Annotated in this window: 17 protein-coding genes and 1 tRNA gene; 4 read left to right on the top strand and 14 right to left on the bottom strand. The window is 73.7% G+C overall.

Going from position 1 to position 14386, the window contains the following annotated elements; all coding sequences use genetic code 11:
- Nucleotides 1-85 precede the first annotated feature (85 nt).
- The 6 genes from PS271_RS14860 to PS271_RS14835 all read right to left on the bottom strand — a co-directional run bounded on the left by PS271_RS14860 (nucleotide 86) and on the right by PS271_RS14835 (nucleotide 5621).
- Nucleotides 86-760 (bottom strand): class I SAM-dependent methyltransferase, encoded by a 675-nt coding sequence (locus PS271_RS14860; protein ID WP_398382353.1) that lies wholly within the window; start codon nucleotides 758-760, stop codon nucleotides 86-88.
- On the bottom strand, nucleotides 757-1383 hold the full coding sequence (epsC, locus tag PS271_RS14855) for a serine O-acetyltransferase EpsC (RefSeq protein ID WP_398382352.1): 627 nt from the start codon (nucleotides 1381-1383) through the stop codon (nucleotides 757-759). Before epsC ends, PS271_RS14860 begins: the two co-directional genes overlap by 4 nt.
- Nucleotides 1380-2027, bottom strand: coding sequence for an NADPH-dependent FMN reductase (locus tag PS271_RS14850; protein ID WP_398382351.1), 648 nt, complete (start codon nucleotides 2025-2027; stop codon nucleotides 1380-1382). Before PS271_RS14850 ends, epsC begins: the two co-directional genes overlap by 4 nt.
- Entirely contained in the window at nucleotides 2024-3301 is a 1278-nt protein-coding gene (locus tag PS271_RS14845; RefSeq protein WP_398382350.1) for an ATP-grasp domain-containing protein, read from the bottom strand. The genes PS271_RS14850 and PS271_RS14845 overlap by 4 nt, the downstream gene beginning before the upstream one ends.
- Nucleotides 3298-4245, bottom strand: coding sequence for a PLP-dependent cysteine synthase family protein (locus PS271_RS14840; RefSeq protein ID WP_398382349.1), 948 nt, complete (start codon nucleotides 4243-4245; stop codon nucleotides 3298-3300). The genes PS271_RS14845 and PS271_RS14840 overlap by 4 nt, the downstream gene beginning before the upstream one ends.
- Nucleotides 4246-4697: 452 nt before the next feature.
- On the bottom strand, nucleotides 4698-5621 hold the full coding sequence (locus PS271_RS14835) for an AraC family transcriptional regulator (RefSeq protein ID WP_398382348.1): 924 nt from the start codon (nucleotides 5619-5621) through the stop codon (nucleotides 4698-4700).
- A 102-nt stretch (nucleotides 5622-5723) separates the two neighbouring features.
- Between PS271_RS14835 and PS271_RS14830 the strand changes: the two genes are divergently transcribed.
- A complete protein-coding gene (locus tag PS271_RS14830; protein WP_398382347.1) occupies nucleotides 5724-6599 on the top strand; it encodes an SDR family oxidoreductase in 876 nt (291 codons plus the stop codon).
- A gap of 280 nt (nucleotides 6600-6879) precedes the next feature.
- On the opposite strand, the gene PS271_RS14825 is transcribed toward PS271_RS14830, so the two are convergent.
- From PS271_RS14825 to PS271_RS14805, 5 genes are all read right to left on the bottom strand, one after another.
- Nucleotides 6880-8046 carry a transaldolase family protein gene (locus PS271_RS14825; RefSeq protein ID WP_398382346.1) on the bottom strand — a complete coding sequence of 389 codons (1167 nt, stop codon included), beginning with the start codon at nucleotides 8044-8046 and terminating at the stop codon, nucleotides 6880-6882.
- Nucleotides 8047-8214: 168 nt separating this feature from the next.
- A tRNA-Ser gene (locus tag PS271_RS14820) sits at nucleotides 8215-8304 on the bottom strand.
- A gap of 190 nt (nucleotides 8305-8494) precedes the next feature.
- Nucleotides 8495-8986 (bottom strand): tRNA adenosine(34) deaminase TadA, encoded by a 492-nt coding sequence (gene tadA, locus PS271_RS14815; protein ID WP_398382345.1) that lies wholly within the window; start codon nucleotides 8984-8986, stop codon nucleotides 8495-8497.
- Between the two features lie 34 nt (nucleotides 8987-9020).
- The gene (locus PS271_RS14810; RefSeq protein ID WP_398382344.1) at nucleotides 9021-9551 is read right to left on the bottom strand and encodes a tRNA adenosine deaminase-associated protein; all 531 of its coding nucleotides are present in this window, start codon (nucleotides 9549-9551) and stop codon (nucleotides 9021-9023) included.
- A 165-nt stretch (nucleotides 9552-9716) separates the two neighbouring features.
- Nucleotides 9717-9974, bottom strand: coding sequence for a hypothetical protein (locus tag PS271_RS14805; protein ID WP_398382343.1), 258 nt, complete (start codon nucleotides 9972-9974; stop codon nucleotides 9717-9719).
- A 189-nt stretch (nucleotides 9975-10163) separates the two neighbouring features.
- Here PS271_RS14805 and upp point away from each other — a divergent pair, with 189 nt between their 5' ends.
- Nucleotides 10164-10799 (top strand): uracil phosphoribosyltransferase, encoded by a 636-nt coding sequence (gene upp, locus PS271_RS14800; protein WP_356280242.1) that lies wholly within the window; start codon nucleotides 10164-10166, stop codon nucleotides 10797-10799.
- Between the two features lie 178 nt (nucleotides 10800-10977).
- On the opposite strand, the gene PS271_RS14795 is transcribed toward upp, so the two are convergent.
- The 3 genes from PS271_RS14795 to PS271_RS14785 form a co-directional block, all read right to left on the bottom strand.
- On the bottom strand, nucleotides 10978-11691 hold the full coding sequence (locus tag PS271_RS14795; protein WP_398382342.1) for a LytR C-terminal domain-containing protein: 714 nt from the start codon (nucleotides 11689-11691) through the stop codon (nucleotides 10978-10980).
- 128 nt (nucleotides 11692-11819) lie between these two features.
- Nucleotides 11820-12116: a type II toxin-antitoxin system VapB family antitoxin gene (locus PS271_RS14790; RefSeq protein ID WP_030368795.1), complete on the bottom strand. Its 297-nt coding sequence runs from the start codon at nucleotides 12114-12116 to the stop codon at nucleotides 11820-11822.
- Nucleotides 12117-12306: 190 nt separating this feature from the next.
- Nucleotides 12307-12945, bottom strand: a complete 639-nt coding sequence (locus PS271_RS14785) for an HhH-GPD-type base excision DNA repair protein (RefSeq protein ID WP_398382341.1) — start codon at nucleotides 12943-12945, stop codon at nucleotides 12307-12309.
- 169 nt (nucleotides 12946-13114) lie between these two features.
- Between PS271_RS14785 and PS271_RS14780 the strand changes: the two genes are divergently transcribed.
- On the top strand, nucleotides 13115-13927 hold the full coding sequence (locus tag PS271_RS14780) for an alpha/beta fold hydrolase (RefSeq protein WP_398382340.1): 813 nt from the start codon (nucleotides 13115-13117) through the stop codon (nucleotides 13925-13927).
- 217 nt (nucleotides 13928-14144) lie between these two features.
- On the top strand, nucleotides 14145-14345 hold the full coding sequence (locus PS271_RS14775; RefSeq protein ID WP_398382339.1) for a hypothetical protein: 201 nt from the start codon (nucleotides 14145-14147) through the stop codon (nucleotides 14343-14345).
- The last annotated feature ends 41 nt before the right edge of the window (nucleotides 14346-14386 follow it).

Raw genomic sequence — 14386 nt, 5'->3', positions numbered from 1 at the left:
ACCCTTGACGTCTGTACGGCTTGCGCGTTCTCCAGGGCCTGCGCGGCGGTACGGGACTGCCTGCGCGGCCGCGTGCCCGTACGGCTTACGCGTCGCGGCGCGCGAGGACCAGCAGGTAGGCGAGGCCCGGCAGCTCCCTGCGGACGGTGCGGACGGCGGTCACGGTGAACCCGGCGGCGGCCAGCAGCTCCGTCGCCTCGCGCTCGTTGAACCAGCGCGACAGGCGGCCGTCCTCGGCGCGGTTGAGGACGCCCTCGGCGAGCTCCTCGGCGGTGGTGAAGAGGCTGACGGCCAGCAGCCCGCCGGGGCGCAGCCGCCGCCGGACGTTCGCGAGGTACTGCGCGTAGGCGGCGGGGGCCTGGTGGTGGAGGACGCCGTTGTCGACGGCCGCGTCGTAGGTCCGGTCACCGCCGGCCATGTCCGCGAAGTCGCCGACCTCGAAGGTCGCGGCAGCGCCGTAGCGGCGGGCTATGTCGTCCCACTCGGGGAGCCGGACGAGGTCGACCGCGGTGACGCGGTGGCCGGCGGCCAGCAGGAGCTCCATGTCGCGGCCGCGGCCCGCGCCGATGTCGATGACGCTGCTGCCCGCCGCCAGCTCCGTGCAGAGCAGGGGCACCAGCTCGCGCATGGCCGGCTCCTCGCTCCAGGAGTCCGCGCCGTCCTCGTAGCGCCGGACGAAGGCCTCGCGGAGGACCCGGCGGTAGGGGTCGGCACCACTGGCGCCGCCGTCCGTGCCGATGCCCGGGTTCGTCGTGGTCACAGGCCGCTCCTCTTCCTCTTCGCTTCCGTGCCGCCGGCCCGTGTCAGGGCCGGCCTGCCCTTCGGGTGGATCTCGCTCTTGGGGGCGCACACCCGGCTCCCGGCCGGGACGTCCGTCGTCACCAGCGCGTGCGCGCCGATGAGGCTGTCGTCGCCGATGCGCACCGGGCCGAGGACGGAGGCGCCCGCGCCCACGACGACGCGGTCGCCGAGGGTGGGGTGCCGCCGCTCGCCGGGCAGCCGGTGGCGGTCGCGCCACCAGCCGACGGCGCCGATGGTGACCTGGTGGTAGAGGGTGACGTCGTCGCCGATCACGGCGTCCTCGCCGATGACGACGGCCGCGGCGTGGTCGATGAACAGCCGCCGCCCCACCCGTGCGCCGGGGTGGATGTCGACGCCGCCGGACAGGAAGCGGCCGGCGAGCGACAGCACGCGGGCCGCGACCCGGTGGCCCCGCGCGTGCAGCCTGCTCGCGGGCCGGTGCAGCCACAGGGCCGGCAGGAAGGGGGACAGGAGCGCTTCGGCCCGGCTGCGGACGGCGGGGTCGCGCTCGGCCACGGCCTTCAGGTCCTCGCGCAGGCGGCTCAGGGGGCTGAGACGGGAGAGGCGTCCGGCGATCCTCAAGCCGCCACCCCCGCCCGCGTACCGTCCGCCGGGTCGTCCGCACGACCATCCGTACGGCCGTCCGCTCCCCGCATCGCGCGCGTGAACACCGCGAGCTGGTCGGCCAGTTCCGCGCACCGCGCGTGCACCGGCCCCGCCTCGTCCAGCGTCCGCCGCCCGCCGTGCGTGATGTCCGCGAAGTCGGTGAAGTCCGCGGACACCGTGCTGACCTGCATCGGCACCGCCCACCCGCCGAGCGCCTTCACCACCTGCCGCAGCTGCTCGCAGGCGGCGGCCGATCCGCGCGGCCCGCTCGCGTGCGAGACCAGGGCCACGGCCTTGCCCTCGAAGGCGTCGCGCGGCAGCAGGTCGACGGCGCTCTTGAGCAGCCCCGAGTAGCCCGAGTGGTAGACGGGCGTCCCCAGGACCAGCGCGTCGCTCGCGCGCACCGCGTCGATGAACTCGCGTGCCCGCGCGACGGGGTGGGGCTCGGGGCTCCAGTAGTGGTCGGGGTGGCTGGGCGGCAGGCCGAGCTCGGCGAGGTCCGCCAGGACGGTCTCGGAGCCGCGCAGTTCCAGCAGGCCGCCGATGTGGGCGACCAGCGCCCGGGTGTGGGACCCGCGGCTCGGGCTCCCGGCCACGCACAGCGTGCGAAAACGGTTCACGCGGCACCCTCCGCAGCGTCCGTGGCCTCCGCAATCGTCACCCGTACAAGACCGTGCGCGTCCTCCGCCGCCTTCCTCGCCTCGGCCGCCGTGCCGGCCGTCGTGATGAGGAAGCCGAGCCGGTCGAAGTTGTTGCGGGCCGGGCGCACCGGCTGCCCGGGGCGCGCGTGCAGCATCACTTCGGCCGTCCCGGGGGCGCTCCGTGCCGCCTCCGCGTCGATGCCGGCGAGCACGCCGGGCGCCGGGGCGGTGATCGCCCGGATGCAGCCGACGCCCTGTGCCGGGGAGGGCGACGGGCTGCCGCCCAGGGCGAGTTCGATGACGTCGTGGTAGATGTTCCGGCCCAGCACGTAATTGATCATCGTGGGGACGTAGCCGCCGATGAGCCGGCCGTTGATCTCGATGATCTGCGGGCCGTCCGGCCCGAGGACGACCTCGGTGTGGGTGTGCGCGCGCCGGATGCCGGCGGCGTCGAGCGCGCCGGTGACGACGCGCACGACCGCCTCGCGGACGTCGTCGTCCAGCTCGGCGGGGAAGCAGCCGCCCAGTTCGACCGGGTGCGGTGCGGGGGCCAGCATGCGGTCCACGCAGCCGTACGGGGTGCTGGTGCCGTCCACCGTCACCATCTCGCAGCTGACGACCGGGCCCGGCACGTACGCCTCCAGCAGGGCCACGCCGCTGCCGGCGACCCCGCGCCCGTACGAGCGCGCGCCGGCGACGGCCTCGGCCAGCGCGGCCACCTCGGTCGCGTCGTTCGCGACGCCGACGTGGAGGGAGCCGAAGCCGTCGGCCGGCTTGACCACGACGGGGTAGCCGAGCTCCGCGGCCGCGGCCACGGCCTCCTCGGGCGTCCTGGCCTGCCGGAACGCGGGCTGCGGCACCCCGGCGGCGGCCAGGCGTTCGCGTACGGCGTGCTTGTCGCGCAGCCGCCGCATCACCGCCGCGCTCTCGAAGGGCAGGCCGAGCGCCTCGGCGACCTCGGCCGTGGCCGGCAGGTGGCCCTCGCTGAGGGCGAGCAGACCGTGCACGGGGTGCTTGCGGTGCAGCGTGCCGATGACGTCGAGGAGGCTGCCCGGGTCCGTGGTGGGGACCCCGGTCAGCAGCCGGGTCGGCGTCCGCAGCGCTTCCTCGCCGCCCTCCGCGGCGAGGTACGGATCGAGGGAGTGGGCCACGAAGGTCACCTCGTGGCCGAGCGCGAGGGCCTCGTCCACGATCTTGAATCCGGCGGTCGGGGTCGTCTCGACGAGTACGAGATGGGAAGGAGTCGTCGTCATCGTCCGAGCTGCTCCCACTCCTCGGGCGTCCCGGCGTCGGGGAAGACGGTGACGACCGTCGCCGACGGCGGCAGGCCGGCGGCTGTCTCCTTGGCGGCCAGCCAGTTCGCGGCGGCGGAGCTGCCGATCCGGATGCCGGTGAGGTCGTGGAACTCCCCCATGGCGGCGAAGGCGCGCGGGTACGAGACGGTGCGGTGCTCGGTCTCGTCGTCGTACAGCGTCACGAACGGCTGCCTGATGCCGTGGCCCATGCCGCCCGACCCGGCGTACTTCCGCTGCCCGTTGGGCGGCTCCTCGCTGCCGTAGGGCAGCTCGGCGGGCGTGACGCCGACGGCCCGCACGGCGGGGAAGCGGGCGCGCAGGGCGCGCAGCACGCCGATCAGCGTGCCGCCGGTGCCGATCGAGGCCACCCAGGCGTCGGGGACGCGGCCGCCGAGCTGCGCGACGAGCTCGGCGCCGGTGGTGCGCTCCTGGAGCAGCACGTTGGCGGGGTTGCGGTGCTGGTAGAGCAGGGTCCACTCGGGTTCGGCGGCGGCGATGCGCAGCGCTTCGCGGACGACTTCGAGGAAGCCGCGCTCCTTGTCGACCAGGTCGACGCGGGCGCCGCGCTCGGCGAGGGTGCCGAGGAGGCTGCCGGGGCTCGCCGAGGAGAGCACGAAGCGGGAGCGGATGCCCAGGTCGGCGCAGAGGCGGGAGAGGGCGTTGGCGAGGTTGCCGCCGGAGTACTCCAGGATGCGGAGTTCGTCGAGCGGGCGGTCGCCGTGCTGCTGGAGAGCGCTGCCGAGCAGGGCGTGGGCGACGCGGTCCTTGACGGAGCCGGCCGGGTTCTCCCACTCGCACTTGGCGAGCACGGCGGCGCCGCCGCGGGGGCCCGGCACCTCGATGAGCGACGTGTTGCCCAGCTCCTGGCCGAACTTCTCGTAGGCGGGGTGCCGTTCCGCCACGGCGGCGGTGTCCACCGCGGCGCGGGCCGGGTCCAGGCTGCCGGGTGGGTAGGGGGCTTCGAGTGGTTCGGGGAGGGGGGGCGGGGTGAGAGGAATGCGCGTCGTTTCCGGCCTGATACACCGTCAGCCTCCCTGAGCCATTTACGCGTTCACATGCACGTTCAAAGGCAGCGCGATCACCCTAGGTGAAGAGAAGTTCACGACAACGGGGAATGTGATTGCCGTCACGCCTCCCTGTCGAAGATGACTCATTACTCCCCCCCGGAGAAGCGGCGTCCGGGCAGGTAGGAATATGAATCGGACGCACAACTTCCGCTATACCGCGGGTAGTTATGGAGCATGACGGAAGACATGGGTACACCCCACCGACAATGAATTCCGGCCAGTTCCGCCGTACGCCGATGTTTACACCACGGGTACGCGGGCGGGTTTACGCCGTTCCGTCGCGCCGTTCAATCGGCCCGGCCGGCGAAAACCGGCTGACCGGTCACCTGGCGCCCGGCCCGGTCCCGGAAAGCGCTCGGGCTCGCCCCCCGCACCCGCTTGAACGCCGCGCTGAAGCCGAACGGATCGGCGTAGCCCACCCGGCGCGCCACGGACGCCAGCGTCGTGCCCGGCTCCCCCAGCAGGTCCGCGGCGAGCGTCATCCGCCACTCCGTGAGGTACGCGAGCGGCGGCTCCCCCAGCAGCCCGTGGAAGCGTTTCGCGAACGTGGAACGCGACACGCCCGCGACCGCTGCCAGGGACGCGAGCGTCCACGGCCGCTCCGGGGCCTCGTGCATGGCACGCAGCACCGGGCCCACGACCTCGTCGCCCAGAGCGCGGTACCAGGCCGGCGACGCGGCCTCCGGACGGTCGAACCAGTCCCGCAGTGTGCACACCAGCAGCCAGTCCAGCAGCCGGTCCACGACGATCTGCCGTCCCGGCAGGCCCGCGGTCAGCTGCGCCTCCAAATACGTGCGCATCGACGAGCAGTCGTGCTCGTCCGGCACGACCAGCAGCGGCGGCAGGACCCGCAGCAGGCGGCGCGGCACCTCGCCCGGAACGCGGTACGCGCCCGCCATCAGCACGGTGCTCCCGTCCACGCCTCCCGTCCCGCTGCAGGAGACCTCCCGCACGAGCTCCTCCGGCGCGCCCGGATCGTCCGTGAACACGAACGGCTCCGGCCCGCGGACGATCGCCACCTCGCCCTCCTTCACGCACCGCGGCTCCGTGCCGTCCGCCGGAACGATCCAGCCCTCGCCGCGCAGCGGGGCGCACAAGGTCAGGAAGGCGTCGTCGGTGAAGCGCAGCGCCCACGGCGGCGACAGCACCGACCCGCCGAAGACCGCGCCGTTGGCGCGCACGCCTCGCAACAGATCGTCGAAAGGATCCATGACCGCACGATATGCGGGAGCGGGAGCGGCTCGTACGGTCGGACATGGAGCACGGACGATCACCCATGGGCGGGCTGGCGGACAGGAGATTGGCTGGGCCCCATGAAGAACACGAACACGAACACGAACCCCGCCCGAACAGTCCTCGTCCTCGGCGCCACGGGCAAGACGGGCCGGCGCGTAGTCCGCATCCTCCGCGGCGCGGGCGTCACCGTCCGCGCGGCCTCCCGCTCCGGCGAGGTCCGCTTCGACTGGACCGAGCCCGCCACCTGGGCCGGCGCCCTCGACGGCGCCTCCGCCGTCTACCTCGTCGCCCCCGACGAGGTGTACGACGCCGTGCCCCGGTTCGTCGCCCAGGCCGTGGCGGCGGGCGTGGGCCGCTTCGTCGCCCTGTCCGGGCGTGGCATCGAGCACGTGGGCGAGGACTTCGGGCAGGGCATGGCCGCCGCCGAGGAGGCCGTCCGCGCGTCCGGCGCCGAATGGGCGGTCGTCCGGCCGAACAACTTCTTCCAGAACTTCGACGAGGACCTGTGGCGGCAGCCCCTCCGCGACGGCCGCCTCGCCCTGCCCATCGGGGACGTCCCCGAGGCGTTCATCGACGCGGACGACGTCGCCGAGGTCGCGGCGAAACTCCTCACCCGGCCCCGCGCGGAGCACGCGGACGGTGTGTACGAGATCTCCGGGCCGCGCGCTCTGACCTTCCGGGAGGCGGTCGCGGCGATGGCCCGGGCGGCGGGCCGCGCGATCGACTTCGTCGAGCTGACCCCGGAGGAGTACCACGCGGAACTCCTCGCCGCGGGCCACCCGGAAGTGACGGCCAGGGCCTTCGGCGCCCTCTTCGCCCTCCACCGCGAGGGCCACACCGCGGCCCCGGTCCCCGGCGTCCGCGACCTCCTCGACCGCGCCCCGTCCGACTTCGAAACGTACGCGAAGAAGGTGGCAGCCACGGGCGCATGGACGCCGAAGGCGACATCCTGACCCCGTCCGCCACACGGACCGAGCCCGCCTCACCACCGAAACGGACAGCCCCGGCAGAAGAGGCGTGGGAAATCCGGCCCGCAGGCGGGAACGCGCAGGAGGGCCGGGGGCGCAGGGGCAGGGTCCCTGGACGCTGACGTGTATTTGTGGCGCCAAGTGCGGGGCACGAACACGCAGAGGGGAAGGGCGCCGTAAATATACGGTCCAGGGACCCTGCCCCGGAGCCCCCGGCCCGGCCCCGCACACGCGGCGAACCGCACCGGCCCGGCCCCGGCACGGTTCAGCCCCGCGGCGTGCCGCTCACCGCGGTCAGGAGGGCGTTCCAGCGCGCGGCGCGCAGCGCCGCCGCCCGGGAGGCCAGGGCGCGGACCGTGGGGGCGTACGGGGCGCCCAGGATCTCCAGGGAGTCCAGGACGCGCGCGGCGGCGCGGCCCCGGCCGGTGACGGCGTCGCCCCGAGGGTTGCCGCGCTCGGCGACGGCCTCCAGGGTCGCGGGCCCCAGCGTCGTGATCGCACCGCGGACGACGAGCTCGTCCACGTAGCGCGTGCCGGGCCCGCCCGGCGCGCGCACGGCGGTGTCCGTCCAGCGCACCCGGTGCGGCCGCGCCCCGAGCGCGGCGAGCTCGCGCCAGTCCGGCCCGGCCAGCAGCCGCTCGTGGCGGTGAAAAACAAGACGCGCGGAGGCGAGGGCGGCCTCGCCGCGCATCATCCGGGCCGCCTCGGACGGGGAGCAGCGCAGCCGCTCGTCGAAGGCGGCGTCCACGGGCGCCAGCGGCACGGAGACGACGGCCCGGATGGCGGAGAGGTCGCGCCCCGCCCGGTGCGCGCGGCGCAGGCCGTCCAGCCAGGCGGCGGCCGCCTTGGCGTAGTGGGCGGGCGACAGCACGGGCCCGAGGTCCACGCCGATGCCCTGGGCGACGCAGTCCGCGGCCGCGGCGAGCCCGTCGGGCCCGGCGGGCAGGGCGACCAGCACATTGGGGCGGTCGACGGCCCGCGCCAGCCGCAGCGCCGTGGCCGTGTCCGCGACGGGGCCGGCCTCCAGGGCGACGTGCCCGTCCCGGCCGCCGGTCCGCTCGTGCACGGGCAGCAGCACGTCGCACGCGCGCCGCCCCTCGGCCGCGAGCAGCCCCTCCGCGGCGAGCAGCGCCCCGGCCGCCGCCGGCCCGCCGGTCTCGCGCACGGCCCGCTCAGGAGGCCGAGGCGGCGACCACGGGCCGCGGGCGCGCCGGAGCAGGGATCGTGTGAGGGGCTCGGGCCCGAGGGCCAGCCCGGTGATCAGCCCGTCGTCGACGAGCCGGGCCAGCCGCCGCGGGTTGGGCTCCTGCCATTCGGCGCCGTCCAGCCAGCGCGACACGCCCTGGTCCGCCAGCAGGCTGATGATGCCCGCGCCGCACACCTCGTCACTCCCCTTGCCCTGTCCCCGCGAGCGCCCGGCCGCTCGACGCACGCCGCGGCATCCTCGGCGGAAAGGCCGTACGAGTCAAGGAAGCTGACGGTGCGTCGCATGATTTTCGCAGAGCGAGGCACAGAGCGAGGCTGAGAGCCGGAGAGCAAGGGCGCCCCGGACATGCAGAACACCCCTCCGCCCACGTTTCCACGGGCGAAGGGGTGTCGCTGGCGGTAGCGGTGGGATTTGAACCCACGGTGGAGTTGCCCCCACACACGCTTTCGAGGCGTGCTCCTTAGGCCGCTCGGACACGCTACCGAGAGAGAGCTTAGCGGACGGTGGGCCGTGCTCTGAAATCGATACCGGTCCGGACCGGTGTGACGCTCCTCATGAGGCGCTCACCAGGCACTCGTGAGGCGCTCACCAGGCACTCGTGAGGCGCTCACCAGGCACTCGTGAGGCGCTCACCAGGCACTCGTGAGGCGCTCACCGGGCGCTCGTGAGGCGCTCACCGGGAGCGGAAGAACGCGGTGAGGAGCTCCGCGCACTCCCCCGCGAGGACGCCCTGGATCACCTCGGGCCGGTGGTTGAGCCGGCGGTCGCGCAGGACGTCCCAGAGGGAGCCGGCCGCCCCCGCCTTCTCGTCCACGGCGCCGTAGACGACGCGGTCGACCCGGGAGAGGACGATCGCACCCGCACACATCGTGCACGGCTCCAGCGTCACGACGAGCGTGCAGCCCGCGAGGCGCCACTCGCCGACGGCCCGCGCCGCCTCGCGCAGGGCGAGGACCTCGGCGTGGCCGGTCGGGTCGCCGGTGGCCTCGCGTTCGTTGCGGCCGCGGCCGATGACGGAGCCGTCCGGGCCCAGCACCACGGCGCCGACCGGCACGTCGCCGGTGGCGGGGGCCCGTACGGCCTCGTCCAGGGCGGCCCGCATGGGGGCGAGCCACGGGGCGCGCACGGGGTCGTGGTCTGTCGGCTCGCGGACGGCTTCGTTCATGGCACCAGTGTGAGCGAACCGGGCCCGGCGGCCGTCAGCGGACGGCCTCCAGGACGTCGGTGCAGCCGAGGGCGTCGGCGATCTCGCCGAGCGCCTCCCTTTCGAGGGCGAGCAGCTCCTTCGCGCCCACCCCGAGGTCGGAGAGGATCTCGGCGTCGCCGAGCGGGCCGGCCGGCCGCGGCTCGGCGGCGTCGCCCGCCTCCTCGGCCTCGTCCTCCACGGCGTCGGGCTCGCCGTCCTCCGTCCCGTCCAGGTCGAGGTCGTCGAGGTCGTCGGCGTCGGTGTCGTCGCGGCCGATCAGCTCGTCCACGAGCATGGCGCCGTACGAGCTGCGGCCCGCGACGACGGCGTTCGAGACGAAGACGCGCGGGTCGTCCTCGCCGTCCACGCGGACGATCCCGAACCAGGAGTCCTCCTGCTCGATGAACGCCAGGACCGTGTCGTCGTCCACCGCGGACTCACGGGCCAGGTCGGCGAGGTCGGCCAGGGTTTCCACGTTGTCGAGTTCTGTATCGCTCGCTTGCCATCCGTCTTCGGTGTGCGCGAGCAGTGCGGCGAAGTACACCGTGACTCTCCCACTGGTCATAGGCGGTGCCGGGCCGGACGGGGACCACCCCGCCCATTCGGAATCGTGGCAGAAACCTCGCCGTTGCGAGAGGTCTTCCGCGCTGCGTCGTGCAGCAGTCCGAAGAGATGTGCCTCACGTGGCGCCACCGGGCCGCCGTACGGATCACCAGCGGAAGGTCCGCATCCGCATCTGCTGGCGCATCCGGGCCGCCCGGGCCCGGCGCGGCTGCACGCGGTCGCGGAGCTCCTTCGCCTCGTTCAGCTCGCGCAGGAACTGCGCGCGTCTGCGGCGGCGGTCCGCCTCGCCCTCGGTTTCGGGGGCGGTGACGGGTTCGGACACCGGGTCGGGCTTCGTGTCGGACAACGTGTCGGACTTGGTGTGGGATGTGGTGTGGGGCTTCTCGGGGGCGTCTTCAGCCATGGCAGGACCACCTCGTGCCGAGTGCTTCGCCGGCCACGCCCGGAGCGACAGACCGGGCGTACGTGCCCACTTTCCCCCTAAGTGGTGGTTTGATGCCAGTGCGGCGACAGACCGTCGCAGACCGGCGGTGGGGCGTCGAACGCCGCACGGCGGCCGCCGGGGGCCGAAAGCTCGGTTAATGTCGATGTCATGCGGATCCACGTCGTCGACCACCCCCTGGTGGCACACAAGCTCACCACCCTGCGCGACAAGCGCACCGACTCCCCCACCTTCCGGCGTCTCGCCGACGAGCTGGTCACCCTGCTCGCCTACGAGGCCACGCGCGATGTGCGCACGGAGCAGGTGGACATCGAGTCCCCGGTCACGGCGACCACCGGCGTCAAGCTCTCGCACCCGCGCCCGCTGGTCGTGCCGATCCTGCGCGCCGGCCTCGGCATGCTCGACGGCATGGTCCGGCTGCTGCCGACCGCCGAGGTGGGCTTCCTGGGCATGATCCGCAATGAGGAGACCCTCAAGGCGGAGACGTACGCCACGCGCATGCCCGACGACCTCTCGGGCCGCCAGGTCTACGTCCTGGACCCGATGCTGGCGACCGGCGGCACGCTGGTCGCGGCGATCAATGAGCTGATCGAGCGCGGCGCGGACGACGTCACCGCGATCTGCCTGCTGGCCGCGCCGGAGGGCGTCGAGGTCATGGAGCGCGAGCTGTCCGGCGCGCCGGTGACCGTCGTCACCGCCTCCGTCGACGAGCGCCTCAACGAGAACGGCTACATCGTCCCGGGCCTGGGCGACGCGGGCGACCGCATGTACGGCACCGCGGGCTAGCCGCGGGCTTACGACGAGCGCGTCGGCCCGGCGGCCCTGCATTCCGCCGGGCCCTCGCCATCGTGGCACTTCGCCGTTGCGGCGGGCATTTTCCCCGCCGCAACGGCGATCGAGCACGACGCGGCCGACCGGCGGTGCCGAGCCGGGCCGCGGCTCCTTCAGCCCGTCGAGAGCCCCCTCAGCACTTCTTCGGTGCCGGAGACGCCGCCTTCGACGGCGGTGCCGAGGACGGGGACGCCGAGGGCGCCGGGCCCTCGCCCGGTTCGACGCCCATGTCGGTCAGCGCCCGGTCGGCGTCCTTCCGCGCCGTGAGCTCCTTGAACTCATTGCCGATGACCAGATCGACGTCCTCGTCGGTGTCACGCTGGTCGTTCTTGATCTCGGCCCCGGCCATCTGCGTGCCGATGACCCGCAGGGCCCCCTCAGCCGCCTCCGGCGCACCGATCAGCAGGCCGATCTGCTCGACCTTCTTGTCGTAGAGGGCGGGGGCGTTGCCCACCTTGCCGATCCTGAAGCCGCGGCTCTTGAGCTCGTCCGCGGTGATCTTGGCGAGTCCGCCGTGCGGAGTCGCGTTGTAGACGTTGACGGTGATGTCGGACGGGCGGGGCAGCGGTTTCGGCTCCGCTTCCTCGTCCGCGGCCGCCTTGCAGTCGCCGTCCCTCGCCCCTTTCCCGCCCTTCGCTCCCGCACCGTGGGCCTGTGTCTCGCTCGGGCCCCCGGTGAAGACGTCGACGAGCTGGAAGGTCCCCCATCCGGCCAGGGCGAGCGCGGCGGACGAGGTGACTGCGGCGAGCACGATCCTGCGGCGGTTTCTGGGGCGGCGCATGTGCGGGAATCGCTTGCCCGTAATGCGGTATCTGCCGCCCATGCCGGGAGGGGTGAGCATGCTCATGGGCGCAGCGTAGTGCGGGGCGGGGCCGCTGCCTACTAAATGATCAATGGGTTCGCGCGGCCCTACCCGAAAGGCCGAACAACGGCTGAGAACAACGGCCGAGAACAACAGCCGGAAAGAGCCTCCGGTCAGCCCAGTTCGAGCACGCGTGCGTGCAGCACCTGGCGCTGCTGGAGCGCTGCGCGCACGGCGCGGTGCAGGCCGTCCTCCAGGTAGAGGTCGCCGTGCCACTTCACGACGTGGGCGAAGAGGTCGCCGTAGAAGGTCGAGTCCTCGGCCAGCAGGGTTTCCAGGTCGAGCTGCTGCTTGGTGGTCACCAACTGGTCGAGCCGCACCGGGCGCGGGGCGACGTCCGCCCACTGCCGGGTGCTCTCCCGGCCGTGGTCGGGGTACGGCCGCCCGTTTCCGATGCGCTTGAAGATCACACGGAAAGCCTACCGGGCGACAGGCTCCCGGCGCAGCCACGGCACGGCTGCGCGAAGGCGACAATCGGCCGCATACCAGGAGCAGCGGGGGCGGTCTCCGGCACGGAAATCGATAGGTGAGCCGTACAGGAAATCCGCCGTCCACAGGCTGGGGACGCCGGCGAAGGCGACGGCGGGCGGCAGGCCGGGGTCAGGGCTTCTTCTTCGCCGGTTTCGCCGGTTTCGCCGGCCGGATCGTGGCCTTGGCGGCCGCCGCCTGCTTGGCCGCGCGCTTCGCCTCCTGCTTGTGTTCCCGCACCTTCGCCAGCGACTCGGGCCCGGTGATGTCCGCGACCGAGCGGTAGGAGCCCTCCTCCCCGTACGCGCTGGCCGCCTCGCGCCAGCCCTCCGGCGCGACCTGGAGCTGCTTGCCCAGCAGCGCGAGGAAGATGCGGGCCTTCTGCTCACCGAAACCGGGCAGCTCCTTGAGCCGGGCGAGCAGCTCGGCCCCGGTCCCGACGCCGTCCCACACCGCGCTCGCCTCGCCGCCGTAGTGCTCCACGAGGTACTGGCAGAGCTGCTGGACGCGCTTGGCCATCGAGCCGGGGTAGCGGTGCACGGCCGGCTTCTCGGACAGCAGCCCGGCGAACGCGTCGGGGTCGTAGGCGGCGATCTCGTACGCGTCGAGGTCGTCGCGGCCCATCCGCTGCGCGATGGCGTACGGGCCGGAGAACGCCCACTCCATGGGGATCTGCTGGTCCAGCAGCATCCCGACCAGCGCGGCGAGCGGGCTGCGGCCGAGGAGGGCGTCGGCCTCGGGCTGCTGTGCGAGGTGCAGGGTGATGTCCATGGCTCGATGATCGCCCCGCGGGGCGCGTGCAGGAGGGAGCCGGAGCCCGGGTGTCACCCGCGGGCGGCTCCGCGCGGGCCCGTGTGCGAACGGGTGAACCCGTGGGCGGTGGTCTTGCGGGCGCGGCGGCGCGCGGCTGTCATGGACGTCCTAGCGAGGGAGGCCCGGCATGGCACGAGTCCGGGTGCGCGGCGCGGAGCTCTTCCACGAGGTCGTGGGCGAGGGCGAGCCGCTGGTGCTGGTCCACGGCGGGCTGACCGACCACTACACGTGGCAGGCGGTCCTCCCGGCCCTCGCCGCGTCCTTCCGGGTCCTCGTCTACGACCGGCGCGGCCACAGCGGCAGCACGCGCACCCCCGGAAACGGCGTGCGCAGGGACCACGAGGACGATCTGGCCGCCCTGATGGAGACGCTGGGCTTCGCGCCGGCGCACGTCGCGGGCAACTCCTTCGGCGCGTCGACGGCGCTGGGCCTGGCCGTCCGCCGCCCCGGCCTGTTCCGCAGCCTCATCGCGCACGAGCCCCCGCTGCTGGGCGTGATCCGCGGCGACGACCCGGCGCACGCACTGGTGCGGGCCGCACAGGAGGGCATCGACACGGCAGCGGCCCTCATCCTCGCCGGGGAGGAGAGTGAGGGAGTTCGCCGCTTCATGGAGGAAGTGGCTCTCGGGCCGGGCTCCTGGGCGGCTCTGCCCGCGCGGGTGCGCGCGGCCCTCATCGCCAACAGCCGCGCCTTCGTGCACGAGCAGTCCGACCCCGGCTGGGCGAGCCTCGACCTCACCCGGCTCTCCGGCTTCTCCGCACCGGCGCTGCTGACGTACGGGACGGAGAGCCCTCCGTGGCTCCCGCCCGTGACCATCGAGCTCTCCCGGAGCGTGCGGCAGGCGGAGCTCAGGGGTCTGGAGGGCGCGGGGCACGTGCCGCAGGTGTCCCATCCGGAAAGGTACGCGGAGATGGTGCGGGAGTTCATCGCCGCCGTGTGACGGGGCCGCCGCCGCGTGACACCGCGTGAGGCCCGTCCGGGCGTGCGCACCGGTACGTGAGCGCCCGCGTGCCGCGTGCCCCGCCACCTGCTCCGGGGCGCCGCTCCAGCGCGTCGTCCCCCTCTGGGCGGGAGCGGCGGAAGTGCACGACCGTGGAGTGGGCGGGACTCAGTGCCCTGCAGTGCCCAGCCGTGCCCAGCGGAACAGGGGGACCGCAATGGAGAGCACGCACGACCCGATCACGCCGGCGACCGACACCTCAGCGACCGTCCAGCGCTCCCGCACCGTCCAGCACTCCCGCACCCTCAAGCGCCCGTACGTGGAACCGCGGATCGACGAGCTCGGCACCGTCGAACGACTCACTGCCCACAACGGCCCCCTCCCGCCCGACTCGCCGAACACGCGCGCGCTCGTCTGACGCGCGCGCCCACCGCCCCGGCCCGCGCCGGGGCGGCACCG

Source organism: Streptomyces sp. SCA2-17, from assembly GCF_044336695.1.
This window is presented reverse-complemented; position numbering and strand designations above follow the sequence as displayed.